The organism is Amycolatopsis sp. QT-25, from assembly GCF_029369745.1.
Taxonomy (GTDB): domain Bacteria; phylum Actinomycetota; class Actinomycetes; order Mycobacteriales; family Pseudonocardiaceae; genus Amycolatopsis.
The window spans coordinates 4,434,325-4,452,590 of the sequence record NZ_CP120210.1 but is presented as its reverse complement, the minus strand read 5'-3'; the positions used below and the strand labels follow the sequence as shown (position 1 = coordinate 4,452,590).

At 69.1% G+C, this 18,266-nt stretch carries 21 protein-coding genes; 7 read left to right on the top strand and 14 right to left on the bottom strand.

Annotated elements, in window-relative coordinates; genetic code table 11:
* Positions 1-8 precede the first annotated feature (8 nt).
* Positions 9-1,358: a DUF2252 domain-containing protein gene (locus tag P3102_RS20545; RefSeq protein WP_276360962.1), complete on the bottom strand. Its 1,350-nt coding sequence runs from the start codon at positions 1,356-1,358 to the stop codon at positions 9-11.
* Between the two features lie 51 nt (positions 1,359-1,409).
* Complete coding sequence (locus tag P3102_RS20540; RefSeq protein WP_276360960.1) at positions 1,410-2,267, bottom strand: DUF1206 domain-containing protein; 858 nt, start codon at positions 2,265-2,267, stop codon at positions 1,410-1,412.
* 49 nt (positions 2,268-2,316) lie between these two features.
* Between P3102_RS20540 and P3102_RS20535 the strand changes: the two genes are divergently transcribed.
* The gene (locus P3102_RS20535; protein ID WP_276360959.1) at positions 2,317-2,670 is read left to right on the top strand and encodes an antibiotic biosynthesis monooxygenase; all 354 of its coding nucleotides are present in this window, start codon (positions 2,317-2,319) and stop codon (positions 2,668-2,670) included.
* A gap of 179 nt (positions 2,671-2,849) precedes the next feature.
* Here P3102_RS20535 and P3102_RS20530 read toward each other — a convergent pair whose 3' ends face one another.
* On the bottom strand, positions 2,850-3,074 hold the full coding sequence (locus P3102_RS20530) for a substrate-binding domain-containing protein (RefSeq protein WP_276360958.1): 225 nt from the start codon (positions 3,072-3,074) through the stop codon (positions 2,850-2,852).
* A gap of 166 nt (positions 3,075-3,240) precedes the next feature.
* Between P3102_RS20530 and P3102_RS20525 the strand changes: the two genes are divergently transcribed.
* On the top strand, positions 3,241-3,984 hold the full coding sequence (locus tag P3102_RS20525) for a LysR substrate-binding domain-containing protein (RefSeq protein WP_276360957.1): 744 nt from the start codon (positions 3,241-3,243) through the stop codon (positions 3,982-3,984).
* On the opposite strand, the gene P3102_RS20520 is transcribed toward P3102_RS20525, so the two are convergent.
* Positions 3,981-4,358: a DUF5997 family protein gene (locus P3102_RS20520; RefSeq protein WP_276360955.1), complete on the bottom strand. Its 378-nt coding sequence runs from the start codon at positions 4,356-4,358 to the stop codon at positions 3,981-3,983. The genes P3102_RS20525 and P3102_RS20520 overlap by 4 nt on opposite strands.
* A gap of 202 nt (positions 4,359-4,560) precedes the next feature.
* Between P3102_RS20520 and P3102_RS20515 the strand changes: the two genes are divergently transcribed.
* Positions 4,561-4,695: a hypothetical protein gene (locus tag P3102_RS20515; protein ID WP_276360954.1), complete on the top strand. Its 135-nt coding sequence runs from the start codon at positions 4,561-4,563 to the stop codon at positions 4,693-4,695.
* On the opposite strand, the gene P3102_RS20510 is transcribed toward P3102_RS20515, so the two are convergent.
* Entirely contained in the window at positions 4,692-5,186 is a 495-nt protein-coding gene (locus P3102_RS20510; protein WP_276360953.1) for a hypothetical protein, read from the bottom strand. The two genes, P3102_RS20515 and P3102_RS20510, sit on opposite strands and share 4 nt — an antisense overlap.
* A gap of 221 nt (positions 5,187-5,407) precedes the next feature.
* Between P3102_RS20510 and P3102_RS20505 the strand changes: the two genes are divergently transcribed.
* Positions 5,408-6,544 carry a serine hydrolase domain-containing protein gene (locus P3102_RS20505; RefSeq protein WP_276360951.1) on the top strand — a complete coding sequence of 379 codons (1,137 nt, stop codon included), beginning with the start codon at positions 5,408-5,410 and terminating at the stop codon, positions 6,542-6,544.
* A gap of 390 nt (positions 6,545-6,934) precedes the next feature.
* Here P3102_RS20505 and P3102_RS20500 read toward each other — a convergent pair whose 3' ends face one another.
* From P3102_RS20500 to pdhA, 8 genes are all read right to left on the bottom strand, one after another.
* Positions 6,935-7,072: a hypothetical protein gene (locus P3102_RS20500; protein ID WP_276360949.1), complete on the bottom strand. Its 138-nt coding sequence runs from the start codon at positions 7,070-7,072 to the stop codon at positions 6,935-6,937.
* 198 nt (positions 7,073-7,270) lie between these two features.
* Positions 7,271-8,290 (bottom strand): sigma-70 family RNA polymerase sigma factor, encoded by a 1,020-nt coding sequence (locus P3102_RS20495; RefSeq protein ID WP_276360948.1) that lies wholly within the window; start codon positions 8,288-8,290, stop codon positions 7,271-7,273.
* 417 nt (positions 8,291-8,707) lie between these two features.
* Positions 8,708-9,481: a PE-PPE domain-containing protein gene (locus P3102_RS20490; protein WP_276360946.1), complete on the bottom strand. Its 774-nt coding sequence runs from the start codon at positions 9,479-9,481 to the stop codon at positions 8,708-8,710.
* Between the two features lie 71 nt (positions 9,482-9,552).
* Complete coding sequence (locus P3102_RS20485; RefSeq protein WP_276360944.1) at positions 9,553-9,831, bottom strand: VOC family protein; 279 nt, start codon at positions 9,829-9,831, stop codon at positions 9,553-9,555.
* On the bottom strand, positions 9,737-11,125 hold the full coding sequence (locus tag P3102_RS20480) for an MFS transporter (RefSeq protein ID WP_276360943.1): 1,389 nt from the start codon (positions 11,123-11,125) through the stop codon (positions 9,737-9,739). The genes P3102_RS20485 and P3102_RS20480 overlap by 95 nt, the downstream gene beginning before the upstream one ends.
* An 80-nt stretch (positions 11,126-11,205) precedes the next feature.
* Entirely contained in the window at positions 11,206-12,399 is a 1,194-nt protein-coding gene (locus P3102_RS20475) for a dihydrolipoamide acetyltransferase family protein (protein WP_276360941.1), read from the bottom strand.
* Positions 12,392-13,390, bottom strand: coding sequence for an alpha-ketoacid dehydrogenase subunit beta (locus P3102_RS20470; protein ID WP_276360939.1), 999 nt, complete (start codon positions 13,388-13,390; stop codon positions 12,392-12,394). Before P3102_RS20470 ends, P3102_RS20475 begins: the two co-directional genes overlap by 8 nt.
* A complete protein-coding gene (pdhA, locus tag P3102_RS20465; protein WP_276360937.1) occupies positions 13,390-14,478 on the bottom strand; it encodes a pyruvate dehydrogenase (acetyl-transferring) E1 component subunit alpha in 1,089 nt (362 codons plus the stop codon). The genes P3102_RS20470 and pdhA overlap by 1 nt, the downstream gene beginning before the upstream one ends.
* Before the next feature lie 135 nt (positions 14,479-14,613).
* Here pdhA and P3102_RS20460 point away from each other — a divergent pair, with 135 nt between their 5' ends.
* Together P3102_RS20460 and P3102_RS20455 are read left to right on the top strand one after the other, a co-directional pair.
* Positions 14,614-15,111 carry an Lrp/AsnC family transcriptional regulator gene (locus P3102_RS20460; protein ID WP_346660197.1) on the top strand — a complete coding sequence of 166 codons (498 nt, stop codon included), beginning with the start codon at positions 14,614-14,616 and terminating at the stop codon, positions 15,109-15,111.
* A gap of 242 nt (positions 15,112-15,353) precedes the next feature.
* Complete coding sequence (locus P3102_RS20455) at positions 15,354-15,815, top strand: hypothetical protein (protein WP_276360934.1); 462 nt, start codon at positions 15,354-15,356, stop codon at positions 15,813-15,815.
* Here the strand turns inward: P3102_RS20455 and P3102_RS20450 are convergent.
* A complete protein-coding gene (locus tag P3102_RS20450; RefSeq protein WP_276360932.1) occupies positions 15,772-16,947 on the bottom strand; it encodes an ROK family transcriptional regulator in 1,176 nt (391 codons plus the stop codon). The two genes, P3102_RS20455 and P3102_RS20450, sit on opposite strands and share 44 nt — an antisense overlap.
* A 95-nt stretch (positions 16,948-17,042) precedes the next feature.
* On the opposite strand from P3102_RS20450, the gene xylA reads away from it, so the two are divergent.
* Entirely contained in the window at positions 17,043-18,212 is a 1,170-nt protein-coding gene (gene xylA, locus P3102_RS20445; RefSeq protein ID WP_276360931.1) for a xylose isomerase, read from the top strand.
* Positions 18,213-18,266: the final 54 nt, after the last annotated feature.

Genomic DNA, 18,266 nt, shown 5'->3' with positions numbered 1-18,266 from the left:
CCGTCCGGTCAGCCCTCCGCGGCGGGCCGGACGGCGGGGATCTTCCCACCGCGGAAGGCGTCCACGAACAACCGGTGATCCTCCCGCGACTGCTCGGCGTAGCCCATCCCGAATTCGGTCAGCTCGCGGACGAACTCGTCCTCGCGATCACCGATGGCCCCGGCGATGGCCTCTTCGCTCTGGAAATCGACCAGTGTCTGCTCGGAGTCCGCATCGGACACACAGTGCATCTTCGCGGTGGCCCGGCCGAGATGGCCGAGCACCGGCCCCATCTCCGACGGCTCGGTCAGCTCCGACCAGTCCAGGTCGTCGACGTAGGGCGACAACTCCGAGACGACAAACCCCGTCCCGTCGATCTCCGTGTACCCGAGCCAAGGATCGGCGTGCGCCTGCAACGCGCGCTGGGACACGGCGGTGCGGTGCCCCTCGTTGGCGAAGTACTCGCGGATGCTCTTCTCGGCCACGATCCGGCTGGGCGCCGCCACGTTCCCTTGTTTCATCGACAGGACGACGTCGTTTTCGAGTGCCTGTGTCCGGCCTTCGACGAGGATGTTGTACGCGGGCAACCCGGCCGAGCCGATGCCGAAGCCGGTCCGGCCGACGATGTCCTTCACGCGATAGGTGATGCTGCCGAACCGCTTGTGCTCCGGGATCGTGTCCAGATAGGACTCGAACGCCGTGGTCGCGACGTCGTGTTCGGCCCGCTCGAGCACCCGCACGCCCGGCCCGTGCCGGAACCGGCGGTCGTAGTCCTCCACGCTGGTCAGCTCGTCGAGCAGACCGATCCGGGTCTTGAGGCGGGCTCTGAGCAGGATGTCGTGCAGGACGCCCTCGGTGCTGTCGAGCTGGAGCCGGACGAGTTCGTCGCCGGGCCGCTCGGCGTACTCGCGGACCTGCTTGACGTAGGCGCGCAGATAAGTGCCGATCAGTGTCTCGATGTCGTCGTCGGAGATCGCCTTGCTCCACGCCAGCAGTGCGACACTGGCGGCCAGCCGTTTGAGGTCCCAGGTGAAGCATCCGAGGTAAGCCTCGTCGAAATCGTTGACGTCGAACACCAGCGTTCCGGACGAATCCATGTAGCTGCCGAAGTTCTCGGCGTGCAGATCGCCCTGGATCCACACCCGGCCGGTCTTCTCGTTCGCCCACGGATCGTGCTCGTGTGCCATGTCCGCGTAGAACAGGCACGCCGAACCCCGGTAGAAGGCGAACGGGGCGGCCGCCATCTTCCGGAACTTGCGGCGGAACGCGTCGGCGTCCGCGTGCATGAGGTCTTCGAAGGCCTCCACCAGCACTTCGACGATCCGCGTCTGCCGATCGTCCTCGCCGCGCTCACGGATCCGCTCGACCACACCTGCCATCACGACCTCCAGACGTCTGACACGGTGCCACAGGTCGGTTCGCCGGGCAGCTCAGATCTTGCGGAAACGCGCGTCCAGCAGCGCGAACGCGCCGAACGCGGCGATCCCGGACGCGAGCACGAGGAGCATCGGGCCACCGTACGGCTGGGCGGCGAGCGTCTTCAGTGCGGCGTCGAGGCCGCTCGCCTTGGCCGGGTCGAAGGTGACCGCGGCGATGATCGTCAGCACGCCGATGGTGCCGTACGCGGCGGAGAGCGCGATCCAGCCGATCTGCCCGAGCCGGATCGTCGTGGTCCGGGCGGACCGGGAGGCGCCGCCGAAGTCGAGCTCGCGAACGAAGGTCTTCCGGAATCCGCGCTGGGCGAGGAAGACCGCCACCGCGACCACGGCCACCCCGGCGCAGGTGACCAGAACCTGTCCGTACGACTTCGCGAGGAGCCCGGCGACGAACGAGCCCTGCCCGTCGTCCGCGCCCGCGACGGCGATCTTCACCGCGCTGTAGGACACGAGACCGTACAGCACGACTTCGATCCCGCTGACGATCCGGCGCACCGTCCGCCGCCTCGCCTCCACGTGCCGGTGGCCGATGATCGCCTCGCTGAGCTGCCACAACGCCAGCACGGCCAGCCCGGCCGCGATCAGCCAGAGCAGCCACGCGCCGCCCTCGGCGACCACCATCTGCAGCGCGCCCGCCTTGTCCGCCTTCGCCTTGTCGCCGAGTGCGACCTGCGCCGCGAGCCATGCGACGAGGAGGTGCACGACCGCGTAGCAGATGAGCCCGCCTCGGGCGATCAGGTCGAACGTCTTGCTGTCGCGCATCGGGCGATCCTTGCCGAGGGGACCGCTTTCCACCAGGTCCGGCCGGAGCAATATGTCCGTTGTGTCGGGCAGATCACTCTTGATCTCCACCGAGGTCGAGGGTGAAACCTGGGTTGACCAACAACTTCGAGGAGCGAATATGAGCGAGGACAAGGGTTTCTACTCGATCATCGAGTACGCCGTGGACGGACCGGAGACCCAGGCGGCGCTGGTGGAGGCCTTCGCCGAGATCCAGGACCGCTGGGTCCGGTTCCACCCCGGCTACGTCTCGGCGCGGTTCCACGCGAGCGTGGACGGGACGCGGGTCGTCAACGTCGTCAGCTGGGCCAGCGAGGCGGACTACCGGCATTTCGAGGAGACGTCGGACACCGCGGGCAGGCTCGCGGCCATCCAAGCGGCACTCGACGGCCTGCCCGGCGAGGTCGAGTCACGGGTGAGCGCGAATCCGCGCTACCGCGTCGTCCGGGAGACCAAGCCTGGCCCGCGACGGTAAAGGGCGCGGATCCCGAAGGCGGCGAGCAGCCCGAGGGCGGCCGGCCCGATCGACCGGAGGGTGACCGTCCACCCTCAAGGGAAGCCGATGACCGCGATCGCCGCGTAGACCAGCCCGGCGACGAGGTGACGAAGGTGGCGATCCCCCGAAACGCGCCGCGAAACTCCGCAATTAGTCACCTAGTTGCGGTGTCGGACGATCGTGCTGTTCCGGATCTCCAGCGAGAACGACGTTGGGCCGTCTTCCGGTTCGAGGTCGCTCCCGCCCGCGATACGCCGCCGCAGCAGATGGGCCGCGGTCCGCGCGATCGCCGCCCTGTCCGGCGCGATGGTCGTGAGAGAGGGCAGGCTGTACGCGCTTTCCTCGTCGTTGTCGAAGCCGACGATCGCCATGTCCTTGCCCATCCGCCGCGCCCCGGACTCCGCGGCAGGCTCGTCGTGAGCGGCCCGCCAAGCCCGTGAAGGACTCCTTGAGGGACCCAGAGTCCCTCAAGGAGTCCTTCACGGACCGATGGGGTGCGCGTCGCGCGTGCCTGCGACCGGTCACCTCACGCCCGGTAACCTTGCCCCCATGACCGGCCCGGACACACCCGTCTCCTTCAAGCTCGCGTACGTCCCCGGCGTGACGCCCTCGAAGTGGGTCCGGATCTGGAACGAGCGGTCGCCCGACGTCCCGCTCGAGCTCGTCCAGACGACCGCGGCCGAGGCCGCCACGCTGGTGCGGGAGCGCGAGGTGGACGCCGTCCTGCTGAGGCTGCCGATCGAGCGCGAGGGACTGCACGCGATCCCGCTCTACACCGAGACGACCGTCGTGGTCGTCCCCAAGGATCACCTGGTCGCCGCCGCGGACGAGGTCTCCGTCGACGACATCGCCGACGACGTCGTGCTGCACCCGCTCGACGACACGCTGGACTGGGAGCGGCCGGCGGGGAAACCCGCGCTGGAACGCCCCGCCACCACGGCGGACGCCGTCGAGCTGGTCGCCGCCGGTGTCGGGGTCCTGGTCGTCCCGCAGTCGCTAGCCCGGCTGCACCACCGGCGTGACCTGACCTACCGTCCGATCTCCGGCACCCCCGAATCCGGCGTCGCGTTGTCCTGGCCGGACGAAGAGACCTCCGACCTGATGGAACAGTTCATCGGGATCGTCCGCGGCCGGACCGTCAACAGCACCCGGGGTCGGCAGCCGGCCCCGGAGAAGCAGACACCGGAAAAGAAGGCGCCGGCGAAGAGCAAGCGCCCGCAGACCGCCGGCCGGAGACCGCAGCCTGGACAGCGCGGAGCGGCCAAGGGCGGCAAGCGCCGCCGCCGGGGCTAGCTTTCGCTACGGGCGGCCTTGACCCGCGCCTCTTCCTTGCGGACCTCGGCGTGGGTCTCGCGCTCCCGCTTCAGCCAATCCGGGGCGGCGGTCTTGATCTCGTCGATCTGCTCGGTGGTGAGGGCCTCGGTGATCCCGCCGCGCGCCAGGCCGCTGATGGAGATGCCCAGCTTCGCCGCGATGACCGGCCGCGGGTGCGGCCCCGTGCGGCGGAGCTCCCGCAGCCACTCGGGCGGTTCGGCCTGCAGCGTGTTCAGTTCGTCGCGGGAGACGACCCCCTCCTGGAACTCCGCCGGGGTTGCCTCCAGGTACACACCCAGCTTCTTCGCCGCTGTCGCGGGCTTCATCGTTTGAGGGGTTTTCTGCGACGTCATGGCTTCAGGGTAACGCCCTGTGATCAGGCGCCCTTCTCGGGCAACGTGCCGATGCCGAGCCCGGGGAGCACTCCGAACATCGTGATCGCGGCGACGAGCACCCGGCTCACCGGACGTCCGAGATCGAGCGTCAGTAGGTCCCGGCCCGCCGGTGCACCAAGAGCGCGGGGTCGTTCCGGTTCAGGTGGACCATTCCGGCGACGTGCCAGTAGCGATCGTCGTCGCGTTGCCCGAACCGGGTCCCCGGCTCGTGGCCGGGCTCCCGTTCGACGAGGTGCTCGTCAGCGTGCCGAACGCGGCGGGACTCGCCGGCGCGCTCGCGCCGGGCGACGCCTAGAGGTAGTCGAAGAACCGGTCCCACCACGACGGCGGCCGGTCCGGGGGGTAGAGGGCGTCGAATCCGCTGATTCCCGTGTACTTGGTCCACAACGGGTGTTCGGAGACGGGCAGGTAGCCGAGCGCCTCCAGCTCGTCTTCCACCTGTCTTCGGACCGGCGCCGGGAAGAACTCCCGTTCCTCGTCTTCGTCGTAGCTGCCCGGATCTCCCAGTGTCACCGCGACGAGACCGCCGAAATTGCTGATCGTGACGGTCACCTGGTCCCGGGCGGCGGTCGCGCTCGCCGGGATCACGATCCTGCCGAGGTGACTGGCGTCCTGGACGTGGCGCTCGACAGCGCAGACGCAGCCGAATCGGCGGCCGAACCGTTCGGCCAGTCGCTCGAATCGAGCCCGTTCGGCCGGTCCGTCGAAGTCGTGCGGCACCTCCCAGTGGCCGGGTTCGTCCAGCTCTCGCAGCATTGCCCAGGTCTGCTGTTCGTCGAGGGGCATCGTCGCCTCCCGGCCTCGGGTGGTCTAGTCCACTTACCGAACTGACCTTAGCCAGCTACCGGACGCGCGGACAATGGTGGGACGAATTCTGGTGGAAAAATATTCACGGAAGACCAGGGGTAGCGCCAGCGCTACCCCTGATTCGGCAGCCTGCACTGCTGATCTTCACACCCGATTCGACCACGATCGTAGGCGTCGATCCGGTCGAGCAAGGAGTGCGCATGACAGTACGCAAGGGTGTCGTGGTCCTGACGGTGGCGGGGCTGATGGGCGCCGCGTGGACCACGGCGGCGGACGCGGCCCCGGCCAAGGGGCCCGAGCTGCAGAAAGGCCTCGACTCGTTGGTGCGTCAGGAGAAGTTCCCGGCTGCCCTCGCCTACGTGGCCGATGGAAGACGTACGGCGTCGCTGGTCGCGGGTTCCTCGCGGATCGATCGCCAGGTGCCCGTGCCACGGGACGGCACCGTGCGGGCGGGCAGCAACACCAAGACGTTCACGGCGGTCGCCGTCCTGCAACTGGTGGCCGAGGGCAAGGTGGAGCTGGACACGCCGATCGAGAAGTACCTTCCCGGGATCGTGCGCGGTGAGGGCATCGACGCCACCAAGATCACCGTCCGGCAGCTGTTGCAGCACACCAGCGGGTTGCCGAACTACACCGAGTACCTCGGGCTGGAGAACTTCGAGCAGGTGCAGCACCGGTACGTGCCGAACCACGAACTGCTCGCCGCGGCCTTGAGTCATCCGGCGAAGTTCGCCCCGGGCACCAAGTGGGAGTACAGCAACACCGGCTATCTGCTGGCGGGCATGCTGATCGAGAAGGTGACCGGACGCCCGCTCCACGAGCAGATCACCGAACGCGTGATCAAGAAGGCCGGTCTGAAGCACACCTATTGGCCGCAGGTCGGCGATCAGACCATCCAGGGACGGCATCCGCAGGGTTACGCCATCGGCAACGCCGCCACCGGCAAGGTGATCGACGCGACCGAGCTGGACCCGTCCTGGGGCGGCGCCGCCGGGCAGCTGATCTCGACGCCCAGTGATCTCGGCAAGTTCTTCCGGGTACTGCTCGAAGGCAGGCTGCTGCCCGCCCCTCAGCTGGCCGAAATGCGGAAGACGGTCGACGCGCCCCTGTTCCCGGGAACGAAATACGGCCTCGGCCTGATGAGCAACCCGCTCAGCTGCGGCGGCGTGTACTGGGGGCACGGCGGGGACATCCACGGCTTCGAAACCCGCGGTGGGGCAACGGAAGACGGCCGCACCGTGGGACTCGCGGTGACCGCGATGCCGGGCACCTTCGGCGACACGGAGAAGGGTGCCAATGCGGTCATGGCCACTGTGGACACCGCATTCTGCAAGTGACGGGTGCGGGGGTGCGTGAGTGGTGAGGACGCCAGGGCCGAGAGTGTCTTGGGTACCTATCGCATTCCGGCTTGGGCTGATCTCGGGCCTTCACGTACTTCGGGCAGGGGTGTGGCTGCGCCGGTGCGCCTGGGGCGACCGTGAGGTACCTGAAGGCCTCCTTCCTGCGCTAGGCGCAAGAAAGGAGGCCTTCAAGTACCTCCGCGAGAGAAATCCACGGCGTCGGTATAGCGGGCACTGGGGGTCGTGACGTCCCTTGTGGACTGTTGAAGTCACGCCAGGCCCCTTCGGCGATTTCTCGTCTGCCTCCGACTTCAGTACGCCAAGTTCGTCCTACCTCTCGACGACCCGAATCGCCACTCACGACCACCCCGGCCCGGGCCTTCAGGGCTACAGCTTCCCGATGGTCGTCCGGAAACCCTCCAGCGCCGCGCGATAGAACCGCGGGCCATACGACACCCGTGCCACGCCGAGTTCCCGGAGCGCGGCCAGACGGCGAAGCTGAGGTTGTAGGCGTTGACGGTCCATTCGAGTTGCTCGATCGACGCGGTCAGATCCCAGCGCCGTCGTCACGACCTGGCTGTCCAGCGCCATCATGAACGACGCCAGTGACGCGAGCCCCAGAACCCACGTCTGTTCGGGTGTCGAGATTTCTCCTCGGCGGGAGGTGTTTTCGGGCGTGACCGGGCACGCGCCCGGCGGGGCGTGGCCACGGAAGTGCGGGAGTCAGCCGCGCAGCGAGCGGGGAAGCCCGAAAGCGGCGAGCAGTGAGTTGTCGAGGAACCGGGTCACCGCGGTGACCCGGTCGCCCGCCAGTTCCAGCACGAGCACCCCGTGCGCGTGCCCGATCGGCGTCCTCGGATCACGGAGGTAACAGCCGAAGGCGGGTTGACCGTTCGCGCGGGTCGGGATCAGCGAGTACCGCCGGTCGTCGCGGAGCGCGACGGTCGCCAGGAAGTGCCCGACGGCGTCCGGACCCTGGTACTCCAGGGGAAGCGGGGGCATGGTCAGCCACGCGTCGTCGGTCAGCAGCGCCACGATGGCCTCGACGTCACCGGCCTCGAAGGCGCGGGCGAACTCGTCGACGATCCGGCGTTCCCGCGGCGAATCCGGCAGGGGAGCGGTCTCACGGCGGTCATCCGGCATTTCTCTGGCCAGCGCCGAACGCGCCCGGTTCAGCGCGCTGGTCACGGCGTTCTCGGTGGTGTCGAGGATCCCCGCCACCTCGGCGGGGCGGAACCCGAGGACGTCCCGGAGCACCAGCACGGCCCGCTGCTTCGGCGGAAGTTGCTGGAGTGCCGCCAGGAACGCGAGCGAGATCGACTCCCTGGCCTCGTAGCGCGCCTCCGGGCCAGGCATCTGATCGGCGATCCCGTCGAGCAGGACGTCGGGGTAAGGCTCCAGCCAGCTGGGTTCCGGGCGGCGGCGCGACGGCTCGGGCAACGGGACCTCCGGCCGGTAGGCCGCGTGGTCGTACGGGCGGCGGTCGCCTGCCCGCAGCGCGTTGAGGCAGCGGTTGGTCGCGATCCGGTAGAGCCAGGTGCGCACGGACGCGCGTTCCTCGTACGCGCCGATCCCGCGCCACGCGGCCAGCAACGTCTCCTGCAGCAGATCCTCGGCGTCCTGCACGGAGCCCAAGATGCGGTAGCAGTGCACCTGCAGCTCACGGCGGTGCGGCGCGACGAGTTCTCGGAACGCCTCGCCGTCACCGGTCCTCGCCAAGCTCAGCAGCTCGTCCGCCCCCATGCCCGGTTCCTTCCTCCTGTGGTGTCCTCCGAAAGGATGGACACCGGCGCCGCGGGAAACTGGTCGGTCCTCGCCCGGTTTCCTCCGAATCCGCGGAAAACCGGTTCCCGGGCCGCGTCTCCGGTGGCTGCCGCGCGGTTGGCACCGACCCGTTGCCGAACGCCTGACTTTTCGCGTCTCCCTCCCGTCGCCCCGCAACGGCGAAAGCGTTCGCCCGAATCGCGCAGTCCGAGCTCCGGAGATCACCGCCCCCTGCCCACCGTCCGCAGTCTGGGCATTCTCGCCCATGTCGACGCGGGCAACACCACCCTCACCGAACGGATCGACGATGGCCCGCCCACGACATCGTGGGCGGGCCATCACCTGGACCGCTGTCACCCGGCGATCGGGCGCCGGGCGGCAGCCGTCTTCAGCCGATCACGCCACCGGCCACGGCGGACGGCAGTTCTGCCGCGGCAACGCGTGCGAGCCGTTGGTGTACACGCCGTCCGCGATGGTGTCCTCCATGATCGAGCGGTGATCGGTCGGCCGCGCCCACTGGTAGCACAGGTGCTGGGCGAAGTAGCCGCCTGGCGCTTCGATGGTGTCGAAGTGGCAGACGCCGTCGGTCTCGATGCAGTAGCGGATGAACGGGATACCGCCGAAATCGGTGCGGCCGGGCCCGAAGGACACGTAGCCGCCGAACGGCGACGGCGCCCCGGTGCCCGGCGGGAGCACCGCGCTGATCCCGCGTCCCGGCGGACCGACGGGCTGCATCGGGTCGGCGAAGATCTTCGCCCTGAACCGTGACCGGTCCACGGCCAGCCTCCCGTCGGCGATGTCGTTCAGCACCAGGTTGGCGACCAGCGCGCCCTGCGAGTAGCCGACGACGGTGAATTCCGCGCCGGGGTTCTCGTCGAAGGAGCTCTGGACGACACGACGGGCTTCTTCGTGCCCGCGCGCGACGCTTTGGTCCATCGGCGTCTGGTCGCAGTTCGGTGCTCCGGCTGCCCCTGCCGGGTAGTGGACCACCTTCCGGATCCCGCCCCGCAACCAGGCGTCGTCGTAGACGGTCGCGGCGCCGTCGCAGGTGCCGCCGACGAGGATGTAGTACCGCGCCTGGTCGGCCTGGGCAGACGGCGCGGTGACGCCGATCAGCCCGGCGGCCAGCGCGGCCGCCACCAGGATCCCCCTGAGTTTCTTCACATTCATCGTCCCTTCCGTTCGACTACGGTGCGTGTTCGAACGTTAGGGAGGCGTCATGAAATTCTGATGAAACGACTTCAGCGATGCGACAGCACGTTGACCACGTGGCCACCGGGATCGCGGACGAAGAATCGCCGGACGCCCCACGGCTCGTCGGTCAGCGCGTGCACGATCTCGGCACCGGACGCCTTCGCCTCCTCGTACGCCGCGTCGACGTCGTCCACCTGGATCGAGACGGCGGGGACGACGGGCGCCGTCTCGTCATGGGTCATGAGACTCAACTGCACCTCCGGACGGTCCGGATCGGCCAGGGTCACGATCCAGCCGTGATCCATCACCACTTCGAAGCCGAGCACCCGTTCGTAGAAGGCTTTCGCCTGCTCGAGTGACTTGGTCTCGAGGTCGGCCACCACTCTTTTGATCGACATGCGCAGATACTGGCACAGCCCTCCGACGGTTTCGAGGGAGCAGGAGCGGCGTCGCGAGCATGAGCGCCCCGGCGATGCCGACCGCGGCACGCGGACCGGTCAACGCGGCGAGCAGCCCCCACAGCGCGGTCAGGGCCGCGGTGGTGAGTTTGCCGGCGATCGACCACGCCGACAGCGTGCGCGCCGCGCGGTCGAGGGGCACCGTTTCGAGCCTGCTGGTGGCGAGCACCGGATTGAACACGCCGATGCAGGTGATCAGGCAGAACTCGACGACGATCACCAGGATCAGCCCGGGCACGCCGGGCTGGACGAAGACGAGCCCGACGGGCCAGCAGACCCGCAGCCAACCGGCGACGAAGAGAACCTTGTCCCGGCCGTACCGGGCGACCACGCTTCGGGAGAGCCTCGATCCGATCAGCCCGCCGAGGCAGGGCACGGCGAACGCCACCGCGTACTCCCAAGGCGCGAAACCGAGCTGCCCGAGCATCAGGACGGCCATCAGCGGTGCGGTCGCCATGATCAGGCCGTTGACCATGATCGTGTTGACGAACAGGGGCCGCAGCACCGGGTGGCTGAGGATGAACCGCCAGCCTTCCCACAGGTCGCGACGGGTCAGCCGGGGACCTTCCCGCCTCGCGGGTGGCGGTTCCGAACCGCCGATCGCCCGGATGCCGAGTGCCGAAAGCAGGTAGCTGACCGCGTCGGCGGCGATCGTGATCACCGGTCCGAACAGGCCGACGGCGAAACCGCCGAGCGGCGGGCCGAGCACGGTCGCCGTCCAGGTCGTCGATTCGAACCGGGCGTTCGCGACCAGCAGATCTTCCGGCGGCAGCAGAGTCTTCAGGAAAGCCCCGCCGGCCGCCGAGAACGTGATGTCCGCCGCGGCGACGACGACCGACACGGCGAGAAGCTGGCCGAAGCCGAGCAACCCGACCGCGTAGGCCACCGGGACGGTCAGCAGCGCCGTGCAGCGGACGAGATCCATCGCGATCATCACCGGCCGTTTCCGGCGGAACTCGACCCAGGGGCCGAGCGGCAGTGCGACCACGGCGCCGGCGACGAGCCCGGCGGCCGCCAGGAACGAGACCTCGGTCGTGCCCGCGCCCAGCGCCGTGATCGCGATCAGGCTGAACGCGTCGAACGCGAACCTGGTTCCGAACGCGCTCGCCGCGTACGCCGCCCACAACCAGCCGAACCGTCGCCCCAGCGATCTCCCACCCACCGCGAGAGCAAAGCAAGCCGGGACGGGTAAGTCGAACAACGGGTCGTTGGCGGGTCACAACCGTCGGTTGTACGACCCGCTCAGAGATCGCCGAGCGCGGTGACCGGTGATTCGACGCAGTCGGCCACGAACCGGAGGAATCCGCCGGCGCTCCCGCCGTCGCACACCCGGTGGTCGAACGCCAGGGTCAGCTCACAGATCTTCCTCGCCACCAGCGCGCCGCCGACGACCCAGGCACGGTCGATGATCCGGCCGATGCCGAGGATCGCCGCCTCCGGATGATTGATGATCGCGGCGGAGCCGTCGACGCCGAACACCCCGTAGTTGTTCACCGTGAAGGTTCCTCCGGTGAGGCCGGCAGGACCGAGTTTCCCTTCCCTGGCTTGCGCGGTCCGGTCGCCGATCGCCGCCGAAAGCTCCCTTGTGGACAGTGAGCCCGCGTCGCGGACGACCGGGACGACGAGCCCGCGGTCGGTCTGCGCGGCGAAGCCGAGGTTGATGTCCCGCAACTGGACGATCTCGTCGCCTTCGACGCGTGAGTTCAGTTCGGGATACTTCCGCAGGCCCGCGACGGTGAACCGGGCGACGAGACCGAGGAGGCTCACCGGGCGGTCCGGTGCCGAAGCGTTGAGCGCTTTGCGCGCGGTGACGAGTTCGGTCGCGTCGACGTCGACCCAGACCGTGGCTTCGGGGATCTGCCGTCGTGAAGTCGTCAGCTTGTCGGCGACCGCCTTCCGGACCCCGGTCAGCGGGATCCGCTTCTCGCCGTCCCTCGATTCGGGCACGGCGAGGGCCGCTTCGACGTCGGCGCGCCGGATGATGCCACCCGGCCCGCTGCCGGTCAGTTTCGACAGGTCGATCTTGTGGTCCGCGGCCATCTTGCGGACGAACGGCGAGATCACCCTCGGCGTCTTCGACGGCTTCTCGGGAGCGGCGACGACGGTGCGCGTCCGCCGGCGCCTCGTCGTGGTGGTCGTGCCGTAGCCGATGAGGACGTTGCCGCTGCCTTCGCTCGCCGTCGTCACACCGGGTTCGGTGAAACCGGATCCGATGGTGAGCAGGGGAGCGCCGACCGGCAGCGACTGACCGGGTTCACCGTGGAGGCGGGTGACGACACCGGCGAACGGCACCGGCACCTCGACCGCGGCCTTCGCCGTCTCCACTTCGACGACAGGCTGGTCGACGCCGACGGTGTCGCCTTCCGCGACGAGCCAGGTGACGATGGTGCCTTCGGTCAGCCCCTCACCGAGGTCCGGGAGCAGGAAGTCAGGCACCGGCCACCACCGGTTCGTCGTGCCACTGCAACCGGGCGACGGTGTCCAGGATCCGGTCGACGTCCGGAAGCTGATGACGCTCCAGTTTCGGTGGCGGATAGGGGATGTCGAGTCCGGTCACCCGCAGGACGGGGGCGTGCAGCTGGTGGAAGCACTGCTCGGTGACCCTGGCGACCACCTCGGCGCCGTAGCCGCCGAACCCGGCCGCCTCGTGGACGACCACCGCGCGCCCGGTGCGGCGCACCGAAGCGGTGACGGTCTCGTCGTCGAACGGGCTCAGCGACCGGAGGTCCACCACCTCGACGTCCCAGCCCTCGGCGGTCGCCGCCGCCGCGGTCTCCAGCGCGGTGGCGACCATCGGGCCGTACGCGATCAGCGTGACGTCCTCGCCCGCGCGGCGGACGACCGCGCGGTCCATCGCCGCGCCTTCCCTGGTGAAGGACACGGGCTCTTTCGACCAGTAGCGGCACTTGGGTTCGAGGAAGATCACCGGGTCCGGTGAGTCGATCGAATCGCGCAAGAGGTCGTAGGCGTCCTGGGGAGTACCCGGCGTGACGACACGCAGGCCGGGCGTGTGGGTGTAGTAGGCCTCGCTCGAGTCGCAGTGGTGCTCGACGCCACCGATCCCGCCCGCGTAGGGGATCCGGATGACCATCGGCAGCGACAGCGCGCCGCGGGTCCGGTTCCGCAGTTTCGCGACATGCGAGGTGATCTGCTCGAACGCGGGGTACGCGAAGGCGTCGAACTGCATCTCGACCACCGGACGGAACCCGCCCATCGCCATCCCGACCGCGAAACCGACGATGCCGGATTCGGCCAGCGGCGTGTCGAAACAGCGTTCCTCGCCGAAGTCGGCGGTGATGCCATCGGTCACCCGGAACACCCCGCCGAGCGGGCCGACGTCCTCACCGAAGATCAGCACGCGGTCGTCGTCCTTGACCGCGTCACGCAAGGCGGCGTTGAGGGCTTGTGCCATCGAGATCTCGGTCATCAGGCCTCCACTTCGGCCGCGACCAGCGCCCGCTGGGCGGCCAGCTGACGGGTCGGAACGGCGTACACGTGCTCGAACAGCGACAGGGGATCCGGCTCGACGTCGGCGTTGAGGGTGTCGCGCACTCCCGCGGCGAACGTCTCCGCCTCGGCCCGGAATCGCTCGACATCGTCGGCGGACAAAAGGTTCTCGGTGGTCAGGTAGGTTTCGAGACGGCGGACCGGGTCGGCCGCGCGCCACCTCTCGACCTCGGCCCGGTCGCGATAGCGGGTCGCGTCGTCGGCGTTGGTGTGCGCGTCGATCCGGTAGGTGTGCGCCTCCACCAGCACCGGCCCGCCGCCGGACCGCGCGTGCGCGACGGCGTCCTCCAGCACCGACAGGACCGCGACGGCGTCGTTGCCGTCGACCTGCTCGGAGCGCACGCCGTAGCCGACACCCTTGTAGGCCAGCGCGGGGGCGGCGCTTTGCTTCTCGAACGGCACCGAGATCGCGAACCTGTTGTTCTGCACGAAGAACACCACGGGAGCCTCGAACACGGCCGCGAAGTTGAGCGCCTCGTGGAAGTCGCCTTCGCTGGTGGCACCGTCACCGATGAGCGCGAAGGCCACGCTGTCCTCGCCGCGGCGCTGCATGGCGTGGGCGAGCCCGGCCGCGTGGAGAGTCTGGGTGGCCAGCGGCGTGCATTGGGGAGCGACACGGGTCTCGGCGGGATCGTAGCCACAGTGCGCGTCGCCGCGAAGGAGTGTCAGGATCTCACCCGGTTCGAGCCCGCGGGCGACCAGCGCGACGGAGTCGCGGTAGGTGGGGAAGAGCCAGTCGGCGTCGGTGAGGGCGAGCGCGCTCGCGACCTGGCAGGCCTCTTGGCCGGCACTCGACGGGTAGACCGCGAGACGGCCCTGTTTGGTCAGCGCGGTCGCCTGCGCGTCGAACCGGCGGCCGAGCACCATCAGCCGGTAGGCCTCGACGAGCCGCTCGGACGGCGGCTCGGAGTAGTGACCGTGTTCGTCGACGCGTGTGCCGTCCTCGGCGAGGAACCGCACCGGGACACCGGACGGCAGCAACGCGGCGGCAGAGGTCTCCCGCGACATGGCGCAGCACCACCTTTCACAGACATATGATGCTGAGATGGTGGTTTCCGGAGTCCGAGTGTTCAAGGCCCAGGCGAGATGAGCGACAAACTGTCCCCGGAATCGGTTCAGCCCGGCCATCCGTCCAGTAGTGGTGTGGCTCACGGCCGGGATCCGGGACGAACGGTCCTTGCCCTCGACGACATCGATCGCGCGATCCTCGCCGAACTGTCCGCCGACGGCAGGCTCGCCGTCCGCGCGCTGGCGGAACGACTGCACATCTCGCGCACCAACGCCTACGCGAGACTGGACCGCCTGATCTCCGAAGGCGTCATCACCGGCTTCGGTGCCCGGATCGACCCACGGCGCGCCGGGCTCGGGACGAGCGCGTACATCCTGATCACCGTCGAACAGACCTCATGGCGCACGATGTCGGCCGAGTTGCGGCAGATCCCGTTCGTGGAACACGTATCGCTCGTCGGCGGCGACTTCGACATCCTGCTGCTGGTGCGAACGCCGGACAACGCGTCACTGCGGGACGTCGTGCTGGAGCGGTTGCAAGCACTGGACGGCGTGCGGTCCACGCGAACCTGGCTGATCTTCGAGGAGCAGCCGGGCGCCGCCCCACGCGTTCAGTCCTCTGGCTGCGGTTGACCTCCGTCCAGCCGTCGTGATGCCACGCCGAAGTACATGAAGGCCCCTTCCTGTATCTGGGCGCAAGGATGGGGTCCTTCATGTACCGGGAGGGCGTGTAACGCCGTCCGGCCTCGCGCCGAATACAGGCGGGTTCGATGGCGCACAGGCCATTCGGGTGATAACGGTTCGGCATTCGCTGTATCTGGCAGGCGCCCCCTTGACACCTTCCTGCGATCGCGGCGACCGGGTGGAGGAATGCGGTGACGGTGGAGGACGCGGGTCAGGACTACCTGACACGGCAGCTCGGGGCTCTGCTCGCGGCGATTCGCGAGGAGGGGCCGGTCGGCGAGGGCAGACGTAGTTTCCGGCTCGCCGGGCATCTCGCCGCGGAGGGCGGGTTCCACCTCGGCGACATCCTGGCGGCGACGGCGCAGTTGCTGGCGGTCCACGCTTGGAACAACGGTTACCTCGGCGCGGCGGAACTGCTGACACGCCGCATGCGGGATTTCGGCGCCGAGTCCGTGGAGCTGGTGCGGTATCTCGTGCGGCTGGAGACCGGGAGCGAGCAGGGTTGGCTTCCGCGAGACGACCGCGAAGCCCTCATCGAGTACGCGCGGCGTGCCCAGCGGCCCGACATCGAGCGGCGGGCGCAGGCGATCGAGCCGTTGCTGCCCGGGGTCAGCGGCCCCGAGCGTCCTGATCGGCTGGCCAGTGAGTCGTGAGATAGTGCTCCGGATCCGCGAGAACGCCTCGGATCACCGAGGCGGCGGCGCCGCGTACGGCGGCTCCCGTGCCGAGCGACGACCGGATGACGCGCACCGGCGACCACGCCGTACTCGGTACGCGGCGTTCCACTTCGGCGAGGAGTGGCTCACGCAGCCACGGTTCGAGCCGCGCGTAGGTCCCGCCCAGCACCACCGTCGGGACGTCCATCAGATTGACCACGGTGGACAGTCCGATGCCGAGATGCCCGGCGGCGATGGCGACCGCGGAAAGGGCCGCGCCGTCGCCGGATTCCAGCGCGGAGACCAGCTCGTCGACCGTCTCCGCGCCCGCGAGCCGTAGGATCTCCTCCTGGCCGGCCATCCGTTCCAGGCAGCCGTTCGCGCCGCAGGAACACGGCGGGCCGTCGGGTGCCACGGGGAGATGGCCGATCTCGCCGCCCGCGCCGCGGACACCCTCGAACAGAGCGCGGCCCAGCACGATTCCCGCACCGATCCCGATCTCGCCGGACACGTGGACGAAATCCGGCAACGCCGAGCCGTGCCAGAGTTCGGCGAGCGCCGCGAAGTTGGCTTCGTTGGCGACGGTGACCGTCTCCCCGAGCCGGTCCGCGAGGTCGACGTCGCGCCAGCCCAGGTTGGGGGCCAGCCGCACGAGGCCGGCTTCGACCAGCCCCGGAACGGCGATGCCGACGCCGCCGACCGGAACCCCCAGCGCCTCCGCTTGCTTTCGCGCCTCGCGCAGGAACGCGGACACGCGCTGGAAGACGTGGGGGGTCCGGTTGTCCTCGTATCGGACCTCCTCCACCCGGACGGTGCCGTTGAGGTCGACGAGGCAGAAAGCCAGGTAGTCGACGCCGATCTCGACGCCGAGTCCGTGCGGGCCGGTGGGGGAGAGCGACACGACGGTGCCGCGCCGGCCGGGGCCTGTCCGGCGTTCCGGCTCGCCCTCGGCCACGAGATCGGCCGCGAGCAAGCGATCGACCACGATCGACACCGTGGCCTTCGTGAGTCCGGTGGCGGCGGCAAGGCCTGCCCGCGAAGTGCCGGGGCCGTCCGCGATCGCGCCGAGGACGAGGGCGGTGTTGTGCTGCCGCACGGTGTGCTGTCCCGCCGGACGCGTGCCGATCATCGCGCGATTGTATTCGTTCGATGCCTGAACGAAAGCCTTGACCCGCTGGATGTCCGTCGATAAGTTCAGGCATCGAACTTATTGGTGGAGGCGAGATGGTTCCGGCACCGACGCGCGAGGACAAGTTCAGCTTCGGGTTGTGGACCGTGGGCTGGCAGGCGAACGACATGTTCGGCCCGGCGAGCAGGGCCCCGCTCGATCCGGTCGAAGCCGTGCACCGTCTCTCGGACCTCGGCGCCTGGGGGATCACCTTCCACGACGACGACCTCGTGCCGTTCGGCTCGGCCGACGCGGAGCGCACGCGGCAGCTGAAGCGCTTCCAAGGCGCGCTCGACGAGACCGGACTCGTCGTCCCGATGGTGACCACGAACCTGTTCGGCCACCCGGTCTTCAAGGACGGCGGCCTGACCAGCAACGATCGCGACGTCCGCCGCTACGCCCTGCGCAAGGTGCTGCGGAACCTCGACCTCGCCGCCGAACTGGGCGCGTCGACGTTCGTGCTCTGGGGTGGCCGCGAGGGCAGCGAGACCGACGCGTCGAAGGACGTCCGAGCGGCGATGGACCGCTATCGCGAGGGCATCGACTTCCTCGCCCAGTACGTCATCGACCAGGGTTACGGCCTTCGGCTCGCGCTGGAGCCGAAGCCGAACGAACCTCGCGGCGACATCCTGCTGCCGACCATCGGGCACGCGCTCGCGTTCATCGCCACCCTCGACAACCACGAGATCGTCGGCGTGAACCCCGAAGTCGGGCACGAGCAGATGGCCGGGCTCAACATCGTCCACGGCATCGGGCAGGCCCTGTGGCAGGGCAAGCTGTTCCACATCGACCTCAACGGCCAGCGTGGCCCGCGGTTCGACCAGGACCTCGTGTTCGGCCACGGCGACGTGCTGTCGTCGTTCTTCCTGGTGGACCTGCTGGAACACGGCGGCTACGACGGGCCGCGCCACTTCGACTACAAGCCGCTGCGCACGGAGAACATGGACGGCGTCTGGGCCAGCGCCGAGGCCAACATGGCCGCCTACCTGCTGCTCGCCGAACGTGCCCGTGCGTTCCGTGTCGATCCCGAGGTGCGGGCCGCGCTCGACGCCGCGCTCGTCCCGCAGCTGGCGACGCCGACCCTCGACGACGGCGAGACGGCGGCGGATCTGCTGGCGGACCGATCGGCGTTCGAGGAGTTCGACCCGGACAAGGCGGCGGAGCGCGGTTACGGCTTCATCCGCCTGTCCCAGCTGGCCCTCGAACACCTCACCGGCGCGCGCTAGAACCGGTCGACGTCGAGGACGGCCTTCTCCTGCTGAGCATCCTGATTCCTCCGG